Genomic DNA, 17,246 nt, shown 5'->3' on the forward strand with positions numbered 1-17,246 from the left:
ATGAGAGATTGTGTTCCCCGAGAGAACAGGAAAAAGCGCAGGAAGCAGAGTACCTGAGCGTCGATATTTTCTATAGTATCTTCAAGATTAGGAATGATAATAATCAGGAGTTCCGGATGCCCCATCCCAGCGAAACCGCCAAGACCTATCCCCATAAACCCGCCATCATCGTCGCGGATGCCCTGGGGGGTGGGGATACCATGGTGACCTATCGCGAGCTCGACGAGCGATCCAACCAGGCGGCCCAGTTGTTTCGCTCCCTGGGTCTGCGTACCGGCGACCACATTGCGTTGATGATGGAGAACCGCCGGGAGTACCTGGAAATTTGCTGGGGTGCCCAGCGAGCGGGTTTGATCTACACCGCTATAAGCAGTCATCTGAAGGCCGAGGAAACCGCCTACATACTCACGAACTGCGAGGCCAGACTGTTTATTGCCTCACCCAAAGTGGCTGAGGTGGCACAGGCGGCGGCGAGTCATGCGACGGGCGTGACTCACCATTTTATGGTGGGTGGTGTTCGGGAGAACTTTGAATCCTGGGAAGAGGCAACGGACGCGCAGCCCGATACGCCAATTGATGACCAGGCCAATGGTGTGCCCATGCTGTATTCGTCGGGAACCACGGGGCAGCCCAAGGGCGTTTTTGTCCCTCCGGAGTCGAACGATGTCCATGCGCCCCATTTTCTGGCTCCGACTCTCGGTGCGGCCTTTGGGTTTGGCGAGGAGACGGTGTATCTGTCGCCGGCGCCGCTTTATCACGCTGCTCCGCTGCACTACAACATGCTCACGCTCTACATGGGTGGCACCACAGTCATCATGGAACAGTTCGATCCGGAGCACGCCCTGGCCCTGATCGAAGAGCACCGCGTTACCCACAGCCAGTGGGTGCCCATCATGTTCGTGCGCATGCTGAAGCTCCCGGAGGCGCTGCGGAACAAATACGACCTCAGTTCCATGCAGTTTGCGATTCATGCGGCTGCTCCCTGTCCCATAGAAACCAAAGAAAAAATGATCGACTGGTGGGGGCCCGTGATTGTGGAGTACTACGCCGCAAGCGAGTCCATCGGGGCGACGCTCATTGACTCTCCTCAATGGCTCACCCACAAAGGCTCCGTAGGGCGGGCGATGATGGGAGAGGTTCATATCGTGGACGAGGAGGGGCATGAGCTCCCTCCCGGGGAAATTGGTGCTATTTACTTCAGCGGTTCCCAGGCCACTTTTGAGTATTACAAGGAGCCGGAGAAAACCGCCGAGTCCTACAACGAACGGGGCTGGGCCAACACCGGCGACGTCGGCTACCTCGATGAGGAGGGCTACCTGTATCTGACGGACCGCAAGCATTTCATGATTATCAGTGGCGGCGTCAATATTTATCCTCAGGAAGTGGAGAATCTGCTGATCACCCACGACAAGGTCGCGGATGTGGCCGTGTTCGGTATCCCTCACGAGGAATTTGGCGAAGAGGTCAAGGCCGTGGTGCAGCCTCAGAACTGGGTGGACGCCACGGATGAAGTTGCCATCGAGCTCATGGAGTGGCTGCGGGATCGTCTTTCACACATTAAGATCCCTCGCTCCATTGACTTCAATGAGAAGCTGCCGCGACTGGACAACGGCAAGCTTTACAAGCGCCACCTGGTGGAGGAATACCGTGCAGCGGCGCGGGATGACTCTCTCAAGGAGTAGGTGTAGGAGCCGCTAAGCGAGAGCCGGCCGGCGCCTTGTCCCGCCGGAACGGCAGATACATAACCGGTAGCACAAACAGCGTAAACAGGGTGCCAATGAGCATGCCTGCGGTAATGGTCAGGCCAATGCCGAAACGTGCATTGGCCCCCGGCCCCGCCGCCAGCACCAGGGGCAGAACGCCGAGCACCGTGGCGAAGGTGGTCATGAGAATGGGGCGGAGTCGCAGGGTAGCGGACTGCAGTACCGCGCTGCGTCGATCGGCGCCCTCGAGCACCAACTGATTCGCGAACTCCACAATGAGAATGCCGTGCTTTGCGATCAAGCCAATGAGCGTGAGCAATCCCACCTGGGTATAGATGTTCAGCGTCATGAACCCCATGGCGATGGGCAGCATGGCGCCAAAAATGGATAGGGGCACCGCCACGAGTACCACCAGGGGATCCCGGAAGCTGTTGAACTGTGCCGCGAGCACCAGAAAAATCAGCACCAGGGACATGGCAAACAGGAGAGGGAAGGTGGCGCTCTCCTGCACGTAACGGCGTGAGGCGCCGGTGTATCCCACGCGAAATCCCCGGGGTGCGGTCTCCTGTAATTGTGCTTCGAGAAACGCAAGGCCGTCCCCCAGGGTGTTGGGCGGCACCATCATCCCCTGGAGGGTCGTGCTGTTGAGCTGCTGGTACTGGGACAGGGTATTGGGCTCCACGCGGGTTTCCAGAGTGATCACGCTGGACAGGGGAACGAGGTCTCCGCCGCTTGTACGCAGATAGTATTTCTCCAGTTCCGACTGGGTCAGGCGAAAGTTGCGGCCTGCCTGGGGAATGACCTTGTAGCTGCGACCCTCCCGGGTAAAGCGATTGACCTCAGCTTCTCCCAGCATCACCGCAAGGGTGTTGGCAATGTCCTGCATGGAGATGCCCAGGCGGGCAGCGAGCTCCCGATTGATGTTTACGCTGATTTCCGGACGGTTAAAATCCAGGCTCTGATTGATGAAGATGAACAGTCCGGATTCCCGGGCAGCACTCAGGAGCTCGTCGCCGACGCGTTCCACTTCCGCGTAATCGGCGGTGGAAGCGACGACAAAACTGAGGGGCAGCCCCGAATCGGACCCGGGAAGCGCCGGATTGCCAAAGCTGAACATCTCCATACCCGACACGCCCCCGAGCTTGGCCTGGAGCTCCCGCTGCACCTCCTGTTGGCTGCGCTCTCTTTTGCGCCAGGGCGTCATGTTCAGGCCCCCGAAGTTACTGTCAGGCTGCGCCACCTGCCAGGAGGATTGAATCTCGGGAATGTCTTTCCAGATATCCACCACCTGATCAAGGAAGACACTGACGTAATCGAGGTTCGCATAACTCGGCGCCGATCCCACGACGTAGAGAGAGCCCGTGTCCTCCTCCGGTGCAAGTTCCCGCTGGCTGATAAGAAAGAGTGTCGGCAGACTCAGAATAATACCGGCGGCAAACATCATGACCGCACCGCGGTTCGCCAGACAGTGCTCCAGGAGCCCTTGATAGCCGCGGTTCATGCGATGGAAGAAGCCGTCGAGGGCGTCGGCAAAACGCCCCTGGTCTCCCTGTGCCTTTAAAAACCGAGAGGCCATCATGGGGCTGAGGGTTAGTGCCACAACGCCCGACACCAGCACCGCGCCGGCCAGGGTCAGGGCGAATTCACTGAACAGCGCGCCCGTGAGACCGCCAATGAATGCGATGGGCGCATAGACCGCCGCGAGAGTGACGGTCATGGCGATAACCGGCAGGGCCACTTCTCTGGCGCCGTCGATAGCGGCCTGTATGGGCGTCGCACCCTCCTCGATATGCCGATGCACGTTCTCCACCACCACGATGGCATCATCAACGACCAGACCAATAGCAATCACCATGGCGAGGAGCGTGAGGAGATTCAGCGAAAAACCCATGCTCAGCATAAGGAACACGACGCCCACGAGAGACAGGGGTATTGCGACGAGGGGAATAAGTACCACGCGGATAGACCCCAAAAACAGGAAGATCACCAGGATCACGATCACCCCCGCTTCGAGGAGCGTGTTGATCACTTCCTGCAGGGCATCATCAATGGCCACGGAGCTGTCCCAGTCCATGATGACTTCGAGATCCGCCGGCAGATTGGCTTCGATCGCCGGGAGAATTTCGTGCACCGCCGCGGAGACCGACAGGGGGTTGGCGTCGGGAGCCGTGGTGATGGACATGAATACCGTGTCGCGACCGCTGGTGGACTGCCTTGACTGATTGTTTTCTGCTGCAAGCTCCACTTCTGCAACATCGCCCAGGCGGACCTGGCGGTCCCGGTCCTGGCGAACCACCAGGCTCTGAAACTCTTTGGCGGTGCGCATGCCTGTGACGGCGTCTACGGTAACCCGCACCCATTCACCCTCGGTAGCACCTGCGGTGCTGATGACGTTATCCCGGCGAATCGCCGCGTTGATATCATTGGCCGTGACATTGAGGGCGGCCATGCGCACGGGGTCCAGCCAGATGCGCATGGCCAGATAGCGACCAAAAATGCCGGCCTTGCCCACACCCTCAATCGTGGCGAGCTCGGGTTGCACGCTGCGCAGGAGATAGTCCGTCACCTGAAAGGGTGTCATCTGATCGCTGACAAAGGCCAGGTACATCATCGCGTCGCCACTGCCCGCCGTGGAGATCACCGGGTCAAGGATATCGTCGGGCAATTCATCCCGCGCCTCGTTAACCTTGGCGATCACTTCCGTCAAAACATCAGAGGTGTTTTCGCCCAGACGAACATGAACCTGAATCGCAGATACGCCGGGGTTGCTGGAGGAACTGATGTACTCCACGCCCCGCGCGCCTGCGATGTTCACCTGGAGCGGTGTCGTGACAAACCCCTGAATCGTGCGGGAGTTAGCGCCGGGATACACGGTGGTGACGGAGATAACGCTGCGTTCCAGTTCCGGGAACTCTCTCAGTGTGATCTTCCCCAGGGATGCCAGACCAGCGATGAGAATCAGCGCGCTGAGCACTACGGCCAGCACCGGACGACGAATAAACAGATCGGTAAAACGCATGCTCAGATACCTGCATCGGGGTCAATTTGCACCCGGGCGTTGCGATAAAGCTTGTTCTGTCCGGCGATGACGATACGCTCGCCATCCTCGATACCGCTGACGATGGCCACCTCGCCATTGTTGGCGGGCAGGATGTCTACCACGCGGGGACTTACGAACAATCCATCGTCATCCTCTTCGATAACGTACACGAGGTTACCCTGGAGGGAATAACTCACGGCGGTCTCTGCCACGAATACCCGCCGGCTTTCGCGATCGAGATCGATGATCAGGCTGGCAAACATGCCGGGGAGCAAGCCGTCACCCTCATCCACGCTGGCGCGTACCTGAAGATTTCGCGTGCTTTCATCGATCTGGGAGTCCACGGCCTGGAGAGTTGCGGAAAAACGACGATCGGGAAAGGCCGCGGTACGCAGCACGATTTTCAGGCCCGGTTGCATGAGAGGGGCGTAGCGATCGGGAACGGAGAAATCTACCTCCAGGCGTGAGACGTCCTGGAGCGTGACCAGGGGCGTACCGGCTTCCACGTAGTCCCCCAGACGCACCTGAAAAATACCCAGGCGACCGGCGAAGGGCGCGCTGATGCGCTTGTTTTGAAGCACGGCGTCAACCTCGGCGAGTTCGCCCCGGGCGGACTGGAGGTCCGACCGGGACTGGTCCAACTGGCTCTGGGGAATGGAGTTTTCCTTAATCAGCCGGGCATCCCGTTCATACAATTGCTCGGCCAGGCGCAAGCGGGCTTCGAGGCGCGTGCGGGTGGCAACTTCGAAGGCCTCGTCAATGTTGATAAGAGGGTCTCCGGCTTCGACACTATCGCCGGAGGAGGCGTGCACTGCCGTGATATCGCCGCTGGTTTCGGCGGTGAGAAGGATTCCCCGGGCGGCCCGGATGGTGCCCACGGCATCGATGGTTTCCCGCCAGGGCCGGGTTTGGGCCGTGCCTGCCGCGATAGTGGCGGGCGGTGCCGCAAAACTCCCTGAGGCCATAGCGGCAGAGCGCTGTTGGATGTAAAGGGCGGTACTGCCGAGAATCAGCACCAGGAGTGCGGCAGCGACGAGGTAAGCGCGCAAGGACAACATCCTTCTGTCGAGAATTGGAGGGCGGCCAAGGCCATCTAAGACCGTACAAATCTAGAAGAGTGTAGGGTCTGGCGTGGCAGAATGCATCTGAAAACGGCCGGCAGCCTCGGTAGATGCCCCGTAGTTTGTTACCTTTGGTAATGTTTTTGCGTGCCTGAGGTGCGGTATGCTAGGACCATGTCGGTTCGCGCTCTAGGAGTATGAATGTCGTCGCGGAAGCTGAAGAAAATTGAAAAAACCATGGATGCAGCCCTCACCTATGAGGACTGGGCCGAGGCAGCGCAGGAGCATGACGAGGTCAGCGGCGCCAAGCGCTGGCGACACGTTGATCAGAGCCGTCAGTATGACTATGCCCAGATCCGCTTGCGCCTGGATCGTCTCCGGAGTCTGCGGGTGCGTAACGATTATCAGGGACTTCTGTTTACCCTGAATGAAGGTATCCACGGCAACATGGGGGGCATGGGGCGCAGTTCCCTCTACCGCCGCGCAAAATTCGGCACCAAGCAGCTCATTGAGCAGTACATCGACGAGATTGATGATGCCCTGCGCTATCTCGCCGATCTCAATGTCAAAGAGATTGATATCCAGCAAAAAATGGATTTCTTCTACCGGGCAAATATCTGCTTCGGCCGGTCCGCCCTTATGCTCAGCGGTGGTGGTGTTTTAGGTTTCTACCACCTTGGCGTAGTGCGTACTCTCCTGGAGCAAAATCTCTTGCCGCGGGTGATTTCCGGCGCCAGCGCAGGTTCCCTCGTGGCCGGCGTGGTGGGAACCCACACGGACAAGGAACTCACGCGGTTCTACGATCCGGCCAATGTGCATTTTGAGGCGGAAAAAGAGGCCAGCGCTTTTTCTCGGATGTTTTTCGGGAAAAACCCTCAGATAGACGTGAGCGATCTGGAGCAGATCGTTGCGCGTCTGATCCCCGATCTGACCTTTCAGGAAGCCTACGAGAAAACCGGCCGGCAAATCAGTATCACCGTTGCGCCGGCGGAGCCCCACCAGCGCTCCCGGCTGTTGAATGCGATTACCTCGCCCAATGTCTTTGTGCGCTCCGCGGTGATGGCGTCCTGTGCGGTGCCCGGCGTCTTCCCGCCCGTGACGCTCATGGCGAGAAATGTTCACGGAGAGGCTCAGCCTTATCTGCCCACGCGACGCTGGGTGGACGGCAGTATCGCCGATGATCTGCCTGCCAAGCGTTTGTCGCGTCTTTACAGCACCAATCACTATATCGTCAGCATGGTGAACCCCATTGCCACACCGTTTCTCAATGGAGGCAAGGAGCGCAGTCAGTTGACTCGGGCTCTGGGATCCCTGGGTGTCGGTATGGGTCGGGAAATGCTGAACTTCTACCGCGGAGTGGCCCAGCGCCAGGGTGACAACTGGCCGCGCTTCAATCTGCTCCTCAATGGCGTTCATGCCCTCATGGATCAGGAGTACAGCGGCGATATCAATATCGTGCCGAGTTTCCGCTTTTTTAATCCCGGCAAGATCCTGGCTCATCTTTCCGAAAAAGAACTTATGGATCTGATGGAAGCCGGTGAGCGCTCCGCGTTTCCCGCGGTGGAATCCATCCGAACCTGTACCAAGATATCGCGGACCATGGAGGAGATTCTTCATCGCTTTGAATACGGAGATCTGCGTCCCCAGGGAGACCAGTACCAGCGACCGAGAGCATCGCGGCGACGTCCGGCGCCCACGCGCTCGGACCGCGAAGCCATGCGCGAGACCGGTTCTCAGCGGCTGGAGAAAGCCGCGGCCGCAGGGGTGCCGGCGCCGGCTCCAAAGACAAAGGTAGCGCGAAAGAAAGCGGTTAAGCGTGTGGCCAAAAAGGCCCCAAAGAGTCAGGGTCGCTCATCCCGGTCATCGGGCGCTAAAGGCAAGGACAGCGAGGGGGTCAGCGACGCGGCCTGATCCTTTTTCACCGCACCCGCACCCGCACCCGCACCCGCACCCGCACCCGCACCCGCACACCGCGCCCCGGCGGTAATCGGGGCAGGGGCGGTGGATCAGACGTCGATGTAGCGAACCCCCATTTCCGCCAGAGGCTCCACCAGCGCGCCCTTGGCATCGGCCTCGGCGCTGGACGCGGTGCCGATGAGCGAGCGTTTTTTCACGCCCTGGAGAATCGCTGCCAGGCGGAAAAAGCAGAACACCAGATAAAAATTCCAGTTGGCGATGTCCTTTCGTCCGGTGCGCTCACAGTAGCTTGCGATGTACTCCTCGTCCGAAGGAATGCCCAGGGCAGCACGATCGCAGCCCGTGAGGCCTCTCAATCCGTCTCCGGCGGGCATTTGCCAGGCCATGACCTGATAAGACAGGTCGGCGAGGGGATGCCCGAGAGTGGACAGTTCCCAGTCGAGAACGCCAATTACCCGGGGTTCCGTGGGGTGGAACATGAGGTTGTCGAGGCGATAGTCCCCGTGCACAAGGCTCACGAGACCGTCGTCCTGGGGCATGTTTTCCGGCAGCCAGGCAATGAGACGCTCCATGGCCGGGCTGTGTTCGGTTTCGGATGCGCGATACTGCTTGGTCCAGCGCCCCACCTGTCGCTCAAAGTAATTGCCGGGCCTGCCGAAGTCTTCGAGACCGACGCTCTTGGGGTCCACGCTGTGAAGGGCAGCAAGAACGCGATTCATATCCGCATAAATCGCTGCGCGCTCTTCTTTGGAGTCTACTTCCGGTAGCTCCGGGTCCCAGAACACCCGGCCCTCGAGGAATTCCATAATGTAGAACATGGAGCCGATAACGCTTTCGTCCTCGCAGAGGAGGTAGGTCCTGGCAACGGGAACATCCGTATTCTCCAGGGCGCTTAACACCCGATATTCGCGGTCTACGGCATGGGCAGAGGCCAGGAGCTCCCCCGGCGGTTTTCTTCGCAATACCCATTTTTGAGAGTCGTCGCTCAGAAGAAATGTGGGGTTGGACTGGCCGCCGGCGAACTTTTCCGCCCGTAGCTTGCCGGAGAACCCCGGGAGTTTGTCCTGGAGATAGTGCTGTAATGCTTCAAGGTCGAGAGTTTGCGTGCTCATAATCCGCTCTGGCTTCCTGCGAGCGAGCGAGTTTGCAGGAGCTTGCCGTTCCTTGCAATTCATCTTGCTGAGAGCAAGCCGCGGGACTCTCCCTGAGGCCTCGGAAAAGTTGTCTATGGGCGGCGGGGCGGCTATTCTCTCGGGCCGCGAGCGGACTCATCCCTGACTCCGCCACTGGTCTAATCACAATAAACAGGAAGGGCACATGTACGCAGAGCTGAAGAAAGCCTGGAACGAGTTCACATCCCCCGGGCAAATGTTTGAGGTTCAACGCACCAAGGTTCATGGTGTCGATATTCTGGCTTACGTTCATGCGCCGAACTCCCTGCGTGATCTGTGGCTGGCCTCCGCGGGGCACGGCGACAATGATTACCTGGTGTACCAGGACGAGCGCATCAGCTATAGCGAAGCACACCGCCGCGTGGCCGCCGTCGCCCAGGCGCTTTCAGGAATGGGTGTAAGCCCCGGCGATCGCGTAGCCATCGCCATGCGTAACTATCCCGAGTGGCTGCTGGCCTACTGGGCGATTACCAGCATGGGCGCGGTGGCGGTGGGTATGAACGCCTGGTGGGTTCCCCACGAAATGGAATACGCCCTTCAGGACTCGGCTCCTAAGGTGCTTATTGCCGACGAAGAGCGGCTTCAGCGCTTTGACGAGATTCGCGACAAGTTCCCGGCGATGCAGGCCATCGCCGTGCGGCCTAAAAGTGACTTTTCTGCCTGGGCCAGAAGTTGGGATGAGATGGCTGCCGGGGAGGGCACACTTCCCGAGGTCACCATAGATCCCGATTCCGACGCCTGTATTTTCTATACCTCGGGAACCACCGGTCGTCCCAAAGGCGCGCAGTTGACGCATCGAAGCTGTACCAATAACGTGATGAACGTTGCTTTTATTAACTCCGTACAGCCTCGAGCCCTCGCCTACGCCGCAGGGGTTGAACCCGCCGCGCCCGGTAGTGAGGCGCCCCTCAGAGCCCTCGTCGCGACCCCCCTGTTTCACGTTACGGCGAACAACTGTGTAGCGCAGGTTGCCACCCTGGTGGGGGGCTGTCTGGTCCATATGTACAAATGGGATGCGGGGGAAGCCCTGCGTTTGATCGAACGTGAGAAGGTGTCAGCATTCAGCGCCGTTCCCATGATGACCCGGGAGCTGATGATTCACCCGGACTTTGCCAAGCGCGATGTGTCCTCTCTGAAAACCATCGGTGGTGGCGGTGCTGCAATGCAGCCGGATCTCGTGGGCAAGGTGCCCGATGCCATGCCCGGCACCCGACCCAATACCGGTTACGGCCTGACGGAAACCTCCGGCATCATCGCGGCCCTTGCCCTGGAGTTTTTCCTGGATCGCCCCACAAGTGTGGGGCCGGCGATGCCGACCTTCGAAGCAAAATGCATTGACAGCGAGGGCGCTGACTTAGCCGCCAATGAAATCGGTGAGCTGGTGGTTCGCGGTGCCCCGGTCATCAAGGGTTATCTCAACCGACCTGATGCGACGGCGGAAAGCATTGTGGATGGCTGGTTTCGCACTGGCGACATCGCCTATATCGATGAGGATGGCTTTATCTATCTGGTCGATCGTGCCAAGGATATGGTGTTACGCGGCGGTGAGAACGTGTACTGCGCCGAAGTGGAAAATGCGCTCTTCAGTCATGATGCCGTAGCGGAATGCGTGGTTTTTGCCGTGCCGGACGAGCGTCTGGGGGAGGAGGTAGGTGCTGCCATCTATCCCAGGCCCGGCGAGACCCTCGACGCTGGCGCCCTGCGGGAGCACTGCAAGGCCGTTGTGGCGCCCTTTAAGGTCCCTCGCTACATCTGGCTCCTCGATGAGCCCCTGCCACGGAACGCGAACGGTAAATTCGTAAAACGCGCCCTCCAGGACTCCCTGGCACTTAAAGATGCAGTCTGATTCCTAGCTGTCGACGATCATCTGCACGCCGTTCCTGTCCAGTTCGGCGTCGTAGCTGATGGCGATTCGCGCGGGATCGACGCCGCCCAGGGTCACCAGTTCACGCTTGGCCGCCGCCGCTCTCGCGGTGGCGAGGTCCTGCAAGGCCGCCGCAGCTAAAGCGGTGTCCTCGATGAGGGCCTTCCACATCGTGTCAGGCGCGACCTCCGCTGCCTCGGAGTCTTCTGCCCCCTCGGTTTCTGCCGGGATTGACAGCGCCTCATAGCGCAGGGTCAGCGCCTTCAAAAACGCCTCGTTTTGGGCATCGATCATTGCGGCATCAATGCCTTCACTCGCCAGGACCTCACGGAGGCGCGCTTCTTTTAAGGCTGCTGCGTCGCTCTGGCGGTTGGCGCCGCCGGCGATGCGAAGCTGTAGCTGCGGTCTTTCCAACAAGGCGGTACCCAGGGCCTCCAACGCTCGTTGCGCTTCGCCATCCAGGGCGCTGCTACCTGGGGCGAAGGCGATGTTTTCGAGATCATCATCGCTACCCACGAGGCCGGCGAGAAGACTGAAAGGGGCGGTCACGGCTTTGACGATGATGTTCTTGATGGCTCTTCCGATGATGGGGCCCAGGGAGAAATCCGGTGAGTCAACGTTGCCACTGATGGGCACGGAAAGGTCAATGACGCCCTCGCTGTCCGTGAGCAGTGCAATGCCCAGCTTGAGGGGCGCATCGATGGCCAGTTCACTCTCCACGGGCTCACCGAGTTCCATCTGCGAAATGACGATGCGGTTGTCTCCCTCCAGAGTCTGGCCATCCAGGGCATAGCGCAGGTCAAGACTCAGGGTGCCGCTGTCGAGGGTGTAACCCGCGTAGGTGCCGGAATAGGGCGACATGGTGGCGATGTCCATGCCCCGGAAGGTAAACCGGAGTTCACCGTCCCGCTGGTCTGCAAGGGGCTTGCCGCTGCCGAGTATGACCACCGGCGCATAGCCATCAACGCTGCCCTTGAACTCCATCTTCAGGGGTTTTTCCGAGGCCGTATCGATGTCGGCGATGTCGGCCTCGATGCCGTCGATGAGGGTCTTGAAGTGCAGGGGCAGCGAGGCGTCCGCGAAATCCAGGCGCCCCTCGCGTAAACGGAAATTGGCAAGCTGAACCCGCCAGGGTGCGCTTTCCTCGGTCTGTTCCGGGGAGGCACTCTCTCCCGCGCGATTTTCTTCCCCAGCGTCGCTGGCTTCTTCGTCCACCGGTCCCCCGCGCACGATCCCGTTGACGTTGATAACGCCGTCCTCCTGAATGTGCAGGGAGCCCGAGGGTGCTTGCAGAGCGAAGTTTTCGATCACCAGGGACTGTCCAGGCACGTCGGCAGCGATGCCATCGACGGTCATGGTTTTGAAGGTGAAGGCTTCCTGGCCTGTCTCTTCGAGTACCGTGCCAAAATCCTCGACCTTCAGGGCGGCAAGGACGCTCGATGGTGCAAAGTCCGCCAGGGCAACGGTGGATTCCAGGGAAAACTCCCCCCGACCGATATGCGCCCGCGCCTGCTCCTCAACGATGGGGTTCAGCCAGGGAAGGGGCCAGCGGGTGAGGGCAACGCTGGCATTGCCATCGCCGCTGCCGATATTCACCTGACCGCTGAGGTCCAGGGTCGATAGCGCATTGACGGTAAGGGCCAGGCGGAACGGCGAACCGGCCTTTGCCGGCCAGGCGATGTCCCTAACCTCAAGACTGATGGGGGCCAGCTCCAGCACCTCCGGTGATAGGTAGCCGGTGCGCCAGGCGATGTCGCTGTTTTCGAGAGTCAAGCGTTCCAGCGCGATACCCCAGGGCGTATCCGCGTCCCCGGAAGCGTTGTCCGTGGGGGTATCAGGAATATTCTGACCCTCCTCGCCAGTCTCCTGTGCCATGTCGAACATGGCCAGGAGACTGGGTGCGCCGTCTTCATCGTAGCCGGAGATGTGCAAGCCATTGATGCTGATAGCGCTGATGCCCGCAGACTGCTCGGCGAGGTCTGCGGCGATGCCCGTGACCGCCAGTTCCTCTAACTGCACTGCGGTGTTGGGAATAGCATTGCTATCCGCCGGGCTCACATCCATCGTGCTCAGGCTTAACTCGCTATCCGTGAGCGTCGCCTGAAGAGTATCGTTCCAATCCACGCTGTAATTCATAACGGCGTTGAATCTTGCGCTGTGCAGCACAAAGGGCAGATTCTCAGCTTCATAGCGCCAGGCGGGGGTGAGGTCTATGTTTTCAAGGCTCACCCGACCGCGGCTCCTGCCCGCGGCGATTTCCAGATCGCCGTTCCAGCGCAACAGCCCGCCGCCATCGCCGGTCACGACCAGGTCACCGTTGCTCTCGCGGTCCGGCACGGTGGTGAGATTTTGAGTGCGCACGCGAAAGTCGCTTTGCGCCGTCGTGTAGGGGCCGGGCCGGGTTTCGTCGGTGTAGCGGATGGTATGAGCTTCGATGAGGAGTTCGTGGATGGTGATCCCGGGAATTTGTGCCGGGCTCTCGGGCTCTTCCTCGTCACTCTCGCCGGCAAGGTCGGCAAAATGGAAATCTCCGGCAGCATCGCGAAGCACGTGGATATCCAGCTGTCGGATGACGAAAGCATCCAGCACCACGCCGGTATCCCAGAGGCTTTCCAGAGACAGATTGATTTGCAGGGAATCGAAGCCCACAGGCACATGCCCCCCCGCTTCCCGAATGGTGACGCCCCGGGCTTCAAGGGTGAGAGTAAAAGGGTTGAACAGTATGAGTTCGCTGCGAAGCTCCCGGTTGAGCGTATCTTTCACGAGCCGCGGGGCCATGATGTTCATCGCGGGCATCAGAATGAACAGGCAGAGCAGGAGATAGGCGATGTATCCGCGAAGACACCAGCGAAACAAGCTGAGAAACACAGAGGGCATAGCGGGATCAGAACCTTCTTAATGATGTATTAGGGTGCATAAGTATGTGATGTATGGCCAAGCACAGAGCATAAAGCATAGCGTATGAACCGTAAGGCGATGCAGTTATAACCCCTTTCTGTAGGCGTAGGGGGTGAGCCCTGTCCAGGCCTTAAAAGCGCGGATAAAGGCGCTGGCCTCGGAGAAGCCCGCCCGGTGGGCGACTTCTTCAACACTCAGGGAGCGTTTGCCCAGGAAATGCAATGCCGTATCCCGGCGAATATCGCTTTTGATCTGTTTGAAGGTATTGCCCTCGGCAGCGAGGCGCCGACGCAAGGTCTGGGGGTGGAGATCCAGAGCCGCGGCAACATCGGGGAGTTCGGGCATGAACAGCAGATTCTGGCGCAACTGGGCCCGCACCTTTGCGGTCCAACTGAAATCATAGCTTGTGGTGAGCATGGTCAGCACGGGATGGCGGAGGTAGCGCCGCAGGGACTCTGGCGTTTGCATGACCGGCTTATCCAACAGGGAGGCACCGAAAATAATACTCACATCATCTTTTTCGAAGCTGACGGGATTGCCCATAAACATCAGGCGATAGTCTGCGGCACGGGTGCTGGGCGGATGTCTGAAATGCACCTCCCGCAGGGGGAGCTCCTCCTGCACGAGCCAGCAGGCAAAGCGATGCGTATTGAGAAGACAGAGCTCCGAAAAATACGCGCCGTGAGCACTGGCGAAGGGTGCGAGTTTTATCTGTGCCGCGTCGTCCAGGCGCACCATCTCCAGTTGCAGGCCACCGCCCATGAGCTCAAAGAACCGGCAATAGCGATGGAGGGCCTGTCCCAGGGTCTGCGTGGTGATGACGGCGTGGCACATCATGTCCCAGGTGCCCAGGGGCACGACCTGGTCGGCATAGCCCAGGCTCTCGTCACCCAAGGCCTGCATGGCGCTGGTCTGGAGATCTGCCAGTTGCTGGACGCTGATGCGCGCCTGGGGTTCTGAGAGGAGTCTCGGGGGAATCCGCTGGGCGCGAAGCAGGGCCTGGGTGTCGACACCGGCCTCCCGGCAGTGTTTGAGTATGGCCCGGACAAAATGCACGGACACGGAGACCTTGTTCGTGGCCGTGCTCACGATGGCCGTCTCCTGGACAGCCGTCTTTCGGAAAATTCCGGTGATTGCGCTGTCATCTGGGGTCAATTTCTCTGTTAATGACCGTCATTGCTGCCCCTTGAAGCGAAAATCATACTGCGGCGCTGTATTGATCGGTTGGACAGGAGATACCCATGTTGCCCCGCGCATTTACCGAAGAGCAGGTCATGTTCCGTGACGCTTACCGCAAGTTTCTGAGCACCGAGATTGTGCCACATATGGAGGCCTGGCGAGAGGCGGGCATTGTCGATCGGGAAGCGTTTCGCAAAGCCGGTGAGCGAGGGTTTCTTATGGTTTGGCCGGACGAAAAATACGGTGGCATGGGGGATCCCGACTTTCGCTTTGAGCAGGTGATCATCGAGGAAACCGCCTACGCGCGTGTGGGCGACTGGTACAGCACCCTTCACAGTCGTCTGGTGGGCCCTTACTTCACCCGCTTTGGCAACGAAGAGCAGTGCCAGCGCTTTATGCCCAAGTGCGCGAGTGGCGAACTCATTCTTGCCATCGCCATGACAGAACCCGATGCCGGCAGCGATCTTGCGGGCATGCGCAGCACCGCTGTGGAACATGACGATCACTGGGTGCTCAACGGGTCAAAGACCTACATATCCAACGGTATCAACGCCGACGTTGTCATCGTTGCCGCCAAAACGGACCCCGAAAACAACCCCCACGCCATGACCCTTTTTATTGTGGAAAGGGGCATGGAGGGCTTTGAACGCGGCCGGAACCTCGAAAAAATGGGCATGAAAGCCCAGGACACAGCGGAGCTCTTCTTCAACGATGTCCTCGTACCCAAAGCCAATGTCCTCGGTGAGCCGCACAAGGGGTTTATCTACCTCATGGAAGGCCTCGCTGAAGAGCGCCTCATCGGGGCCTGTGGTTATCTCGCCGCGGCGCAGCTCTCCTGGGATCTGACCTGTGAATACGTCAAAGAGCGTAAGGCCTTTGGCAAGCCCCTCGCGGCTTTCCAGAATACGCAGTTCAAACTCGCCGAGCTGCGCACGGATCTGGATATCGCCCAGAACTATGTGGATCAGTGTGTAGCCGCCTTTAACGACGGTGCGCTGACCGCCGTCGATGCGGCCAAGGCGAAGCTGGTGACCAGTGAGCTTCAGGTCAAGGTTGCGGACATTGGCGTGCAGCTCCATGGAGGAGCCGGTTATATGGATGAATATCCCATCAGTCGGCAGTTCACGGATGCAAAGATCGCGACGATTTACGCGGGCAGCTCCGAGGTTATGAAGATTATCGTTAGTCGGGATTGCCTGGGGGATAAATACCAGCCCTTCAACACCCGCAATTTTTAAGCTGGAGGACATCTATGGGACCGCTTAACGGATACACCGTGATTGAACTGGCGGGCATTGGACCTGCGCCCATGGGCGGCATGATGCTCGCCGATCAGGGAGCCGAAGTGATCCGCGTGGACCGGGCCGCGGCGGACGCACCCTCACCTCTGGAGAGCGTCAGTGGCCGGGGGAAGAAGTCCGTGGTGCTCAATCTCAAGTCCCCTGAGGGGATCGAGGCGCTCCTTCGCATGGTGGAAAACGCCGACGTACTCATCGATCCTTTCCGCCCCGGCGTCTGCGAAAAACTCGGCATCGGGCCGGAGGTTTGTCTGAAGAGAAATCCCAAGCTCGTGTTCGCCCGCATGACGGGCTGGGGACAGGACGGTCCCCTGGCGAAAGCGGCGGGACACGATATAAACTACATCGCCCTCACCGGTGCGCTGTTTGCCAACGGCGAGGGTGCCGGTCGTCCCATGCCACCTCTTAACCTGGTGGGCGATATGGGTGGCGGAGGCATGCTCCTTGTGAATGGTGTTTTGGCCGCATTGCTGGAGACCGCGAGCTCCGGTCAGGGACAGGTCATTGACATTGCCATGGTGGATGGTGCTGCGCAGCTCATGTGGATGTTTCACAGCTTTTACGGGGCTGGCCTGTGGAATGCGGATCAGCGCGAGGCAAACATGCTTGACGGCGGCACGCACTTCTACAATACCTATGAGTGCGCGGATGGCGAGTACGTTTCCATTGGCTCCATCGAACCGCAGTTCTATGCGCTTCTCATGGAGAAAGCCGGGCTGTCGGAGGCAGACTTCGGTGAACAGAACAATCCTGCGCGCTGGCCGGAGCAAAAGAAGGCCCTGGCCAGTGTTATGCGGCAGAAGACCCGGGACGAGTGGTGTGAATTGATGGAGGGCTCTGATGTGTGCTTTGCGCCCGTTCTGCGTTTTACCGAGGCGACGACGCATAAGGCGGCGGTGGCGAGGGACAGTTACATTGAACTCGATGGCGTGGTGCAGCCGGCACCGGCGCCCCGTTTTTCCCGCACCGCCGCGACGGTGGCTCACGGTGCCCGGGCAAACGGCGCGGACACGGAGTCGGTGCTTGGCGCCATGGGCTTTGGTGAGCAGGAGATAGCCAGCTTGCGAGAGGCCGGGGCAATCAACTGAAGGCTTGATCGTCGGCGGCGTGCGAG

Annotated in this window: 10 protein-coding genes; 5 read left to right on the plus strand and 5 right to left on the minus strand. The window is 59.6% G+C overall.

The features are described 5' to 3' along the window. The first annotated feature begins 116 nt into the window (after positions 1-116). The gene (locus KT71_RS08275; protein WP_008295879.1) at positions 117-1,682 is read left to right on the plus strand and encodes an acyl-CoA synthetase; all 1,566 of its coding nucleotides are present in this window, start codon (positions 117-119) and stop codon (positions 1,680-1,682) included. Here the strand turns inward: KT71_RS08275 and KT71_RS08280 are convergent. Beyond that, entirely contained in the window at positions 1,672-4,722 is a 3,051-nt protein-coding gene (locus tag KT71_RS08280; RefSeq protein ID WP_008295878.1) for an efflux RND transporter permease subunit, read from the minus strand. The genes KT71_RS08275 and KT71_RS08280 overlap by 11 nt on opposite strands. A gap of 2 nt (positions 4,723-4,724) precedes the next feature. Next, complete coding sequence (locus KT71_RS08285) at positions 4,725-5,801, minus strand: efflux RND transporter periplasmic adaptor subunit (RefSeq protein ID WP_008295877.1); 1,077 nt, start codon at positions 5,799-5,801, stop codon at positions 4,725-4,727. Positions 5,802-6,005: 204 nt separating this feature from the next. Here KT71_RS08285 and KT71_RS08290 point away from each other — a divergent pair, with 204 nt between their 5' ends. After that, positions 6,006-7,715 carry a DUF3336 domain-containing protein gene (locus tag KT71_RS08290; protein ID WP_008295876.1) on the plus strand — a complete coding sequence of 570 codons (1,710 nt, stop codon included), beginning with the start codon at positions 6,006-6,008 and terminating at the stop codon, positions 7,713-7,715. A 95-nt stretch (positions 7,716-7,810) separates the two neighbouring features. On the opposite strand, the gene KT71_RS08295 is transcribed toward KT71_RS08290, so the two are convergent. Next, positions 7,811-8,833, minus strand: a complete 1,023-nt coding sequence (locus KT71_RS08295) for a phosphotransferase (RefSeq protein ID WP_023659468.1) — start codon at positions 8,831-8,833, stop codon at positions 7,811-7,813. A 205-nt stretch (positions 8,834-9,038) separates the two neighbouring features. On the opposite strand from KT71_RS08295, the gene KT71_RS08300 reads away from it, so the two are divergent. Next, positions 9,039-10,739 (plus strand): class I adenylate-forming enzyme family protein, encoded by a 1,701-nt coding sequence (locus KT71_RS08300; protein ID WP_008295874.1) that lies wholly within the window; start codon positions 9,039-9,041, stop codon positions 10,737-10,739. Positions 10,740-10,742: 3 nt separating this feature from the next. Here the strand turns inward: KT71_RS08300 and KT71_RS08305 are convergent, their stop codons facing one another. Continuing rightward, positions 10,743-13,634 (minus strand): DUF748 domain-containing protein, encoded by a 2,892-nt coding sequence (locus KT71_RS08305; RefSeq protein WP_008295873.1) that lies wholly within the window; start codon positions 13,632-13,634, stop codon positions 10,743-10,745. Between the two features lie 105 nt (positions 13,635-13,739). After that, complete coding sequence (locus tag KT71_RS08310) at positions 13,740-14,744, minus strand: AraC family transcriptional regulator (protein WP_023659469.1); 1,005 nt, start codon at positions 14,742-14,744, stop codon at positions 13,740-13,742. Between the two features lie 152 nt (positions 14,745-14,896). Here KT71_RS08310 and KT71_RS08315 point away from each other — a divergent pair, with 152 nt between their 5' ends. Together KT71_RS08315 and KT71_RS08320 are read left to right on the plus strand one after the other, a co-directional pair. Next, positions 14,897-16,072 carry an acyl-CoA dehydrogenase family protein gene (locus tag KT71_RS08315; RefSeq protein WP_008295871.1) on the plus strand — a complete coding sequence of 392 codons (1,176 nt, stop codon included), beginning with the start codon at positions 14,897-14,899 and terminating at the stop codon, positions 16,070-16,072. Positions 16,073-16,086: 14 nt separating this feature from the next. Then, the gene (locus KT71_RS08320; protein WP_008295870.1) at positions 16,087-17,220 is read left to right on the plus strand and encodes a CaiB/BaiF CoA transferase family protein; all 1,134 of its coding nucleotides are present in this window, start codon (positions 16,087-16,089) and stop codon (positions 17,218-17,220) included. Positions 17,221-17,246: the final 26 nt, after the last annotated feature.

It is taken from the genome of Congregibacter litoralis KT71 (genome assembly GCF_000153125.2).
Lineage (GTDB): Bacteria > Pseudomonadota > Gammaproteobacteria > Pseudomonadales > Halieaceae > Congregibacter > Congregibacter litoralis.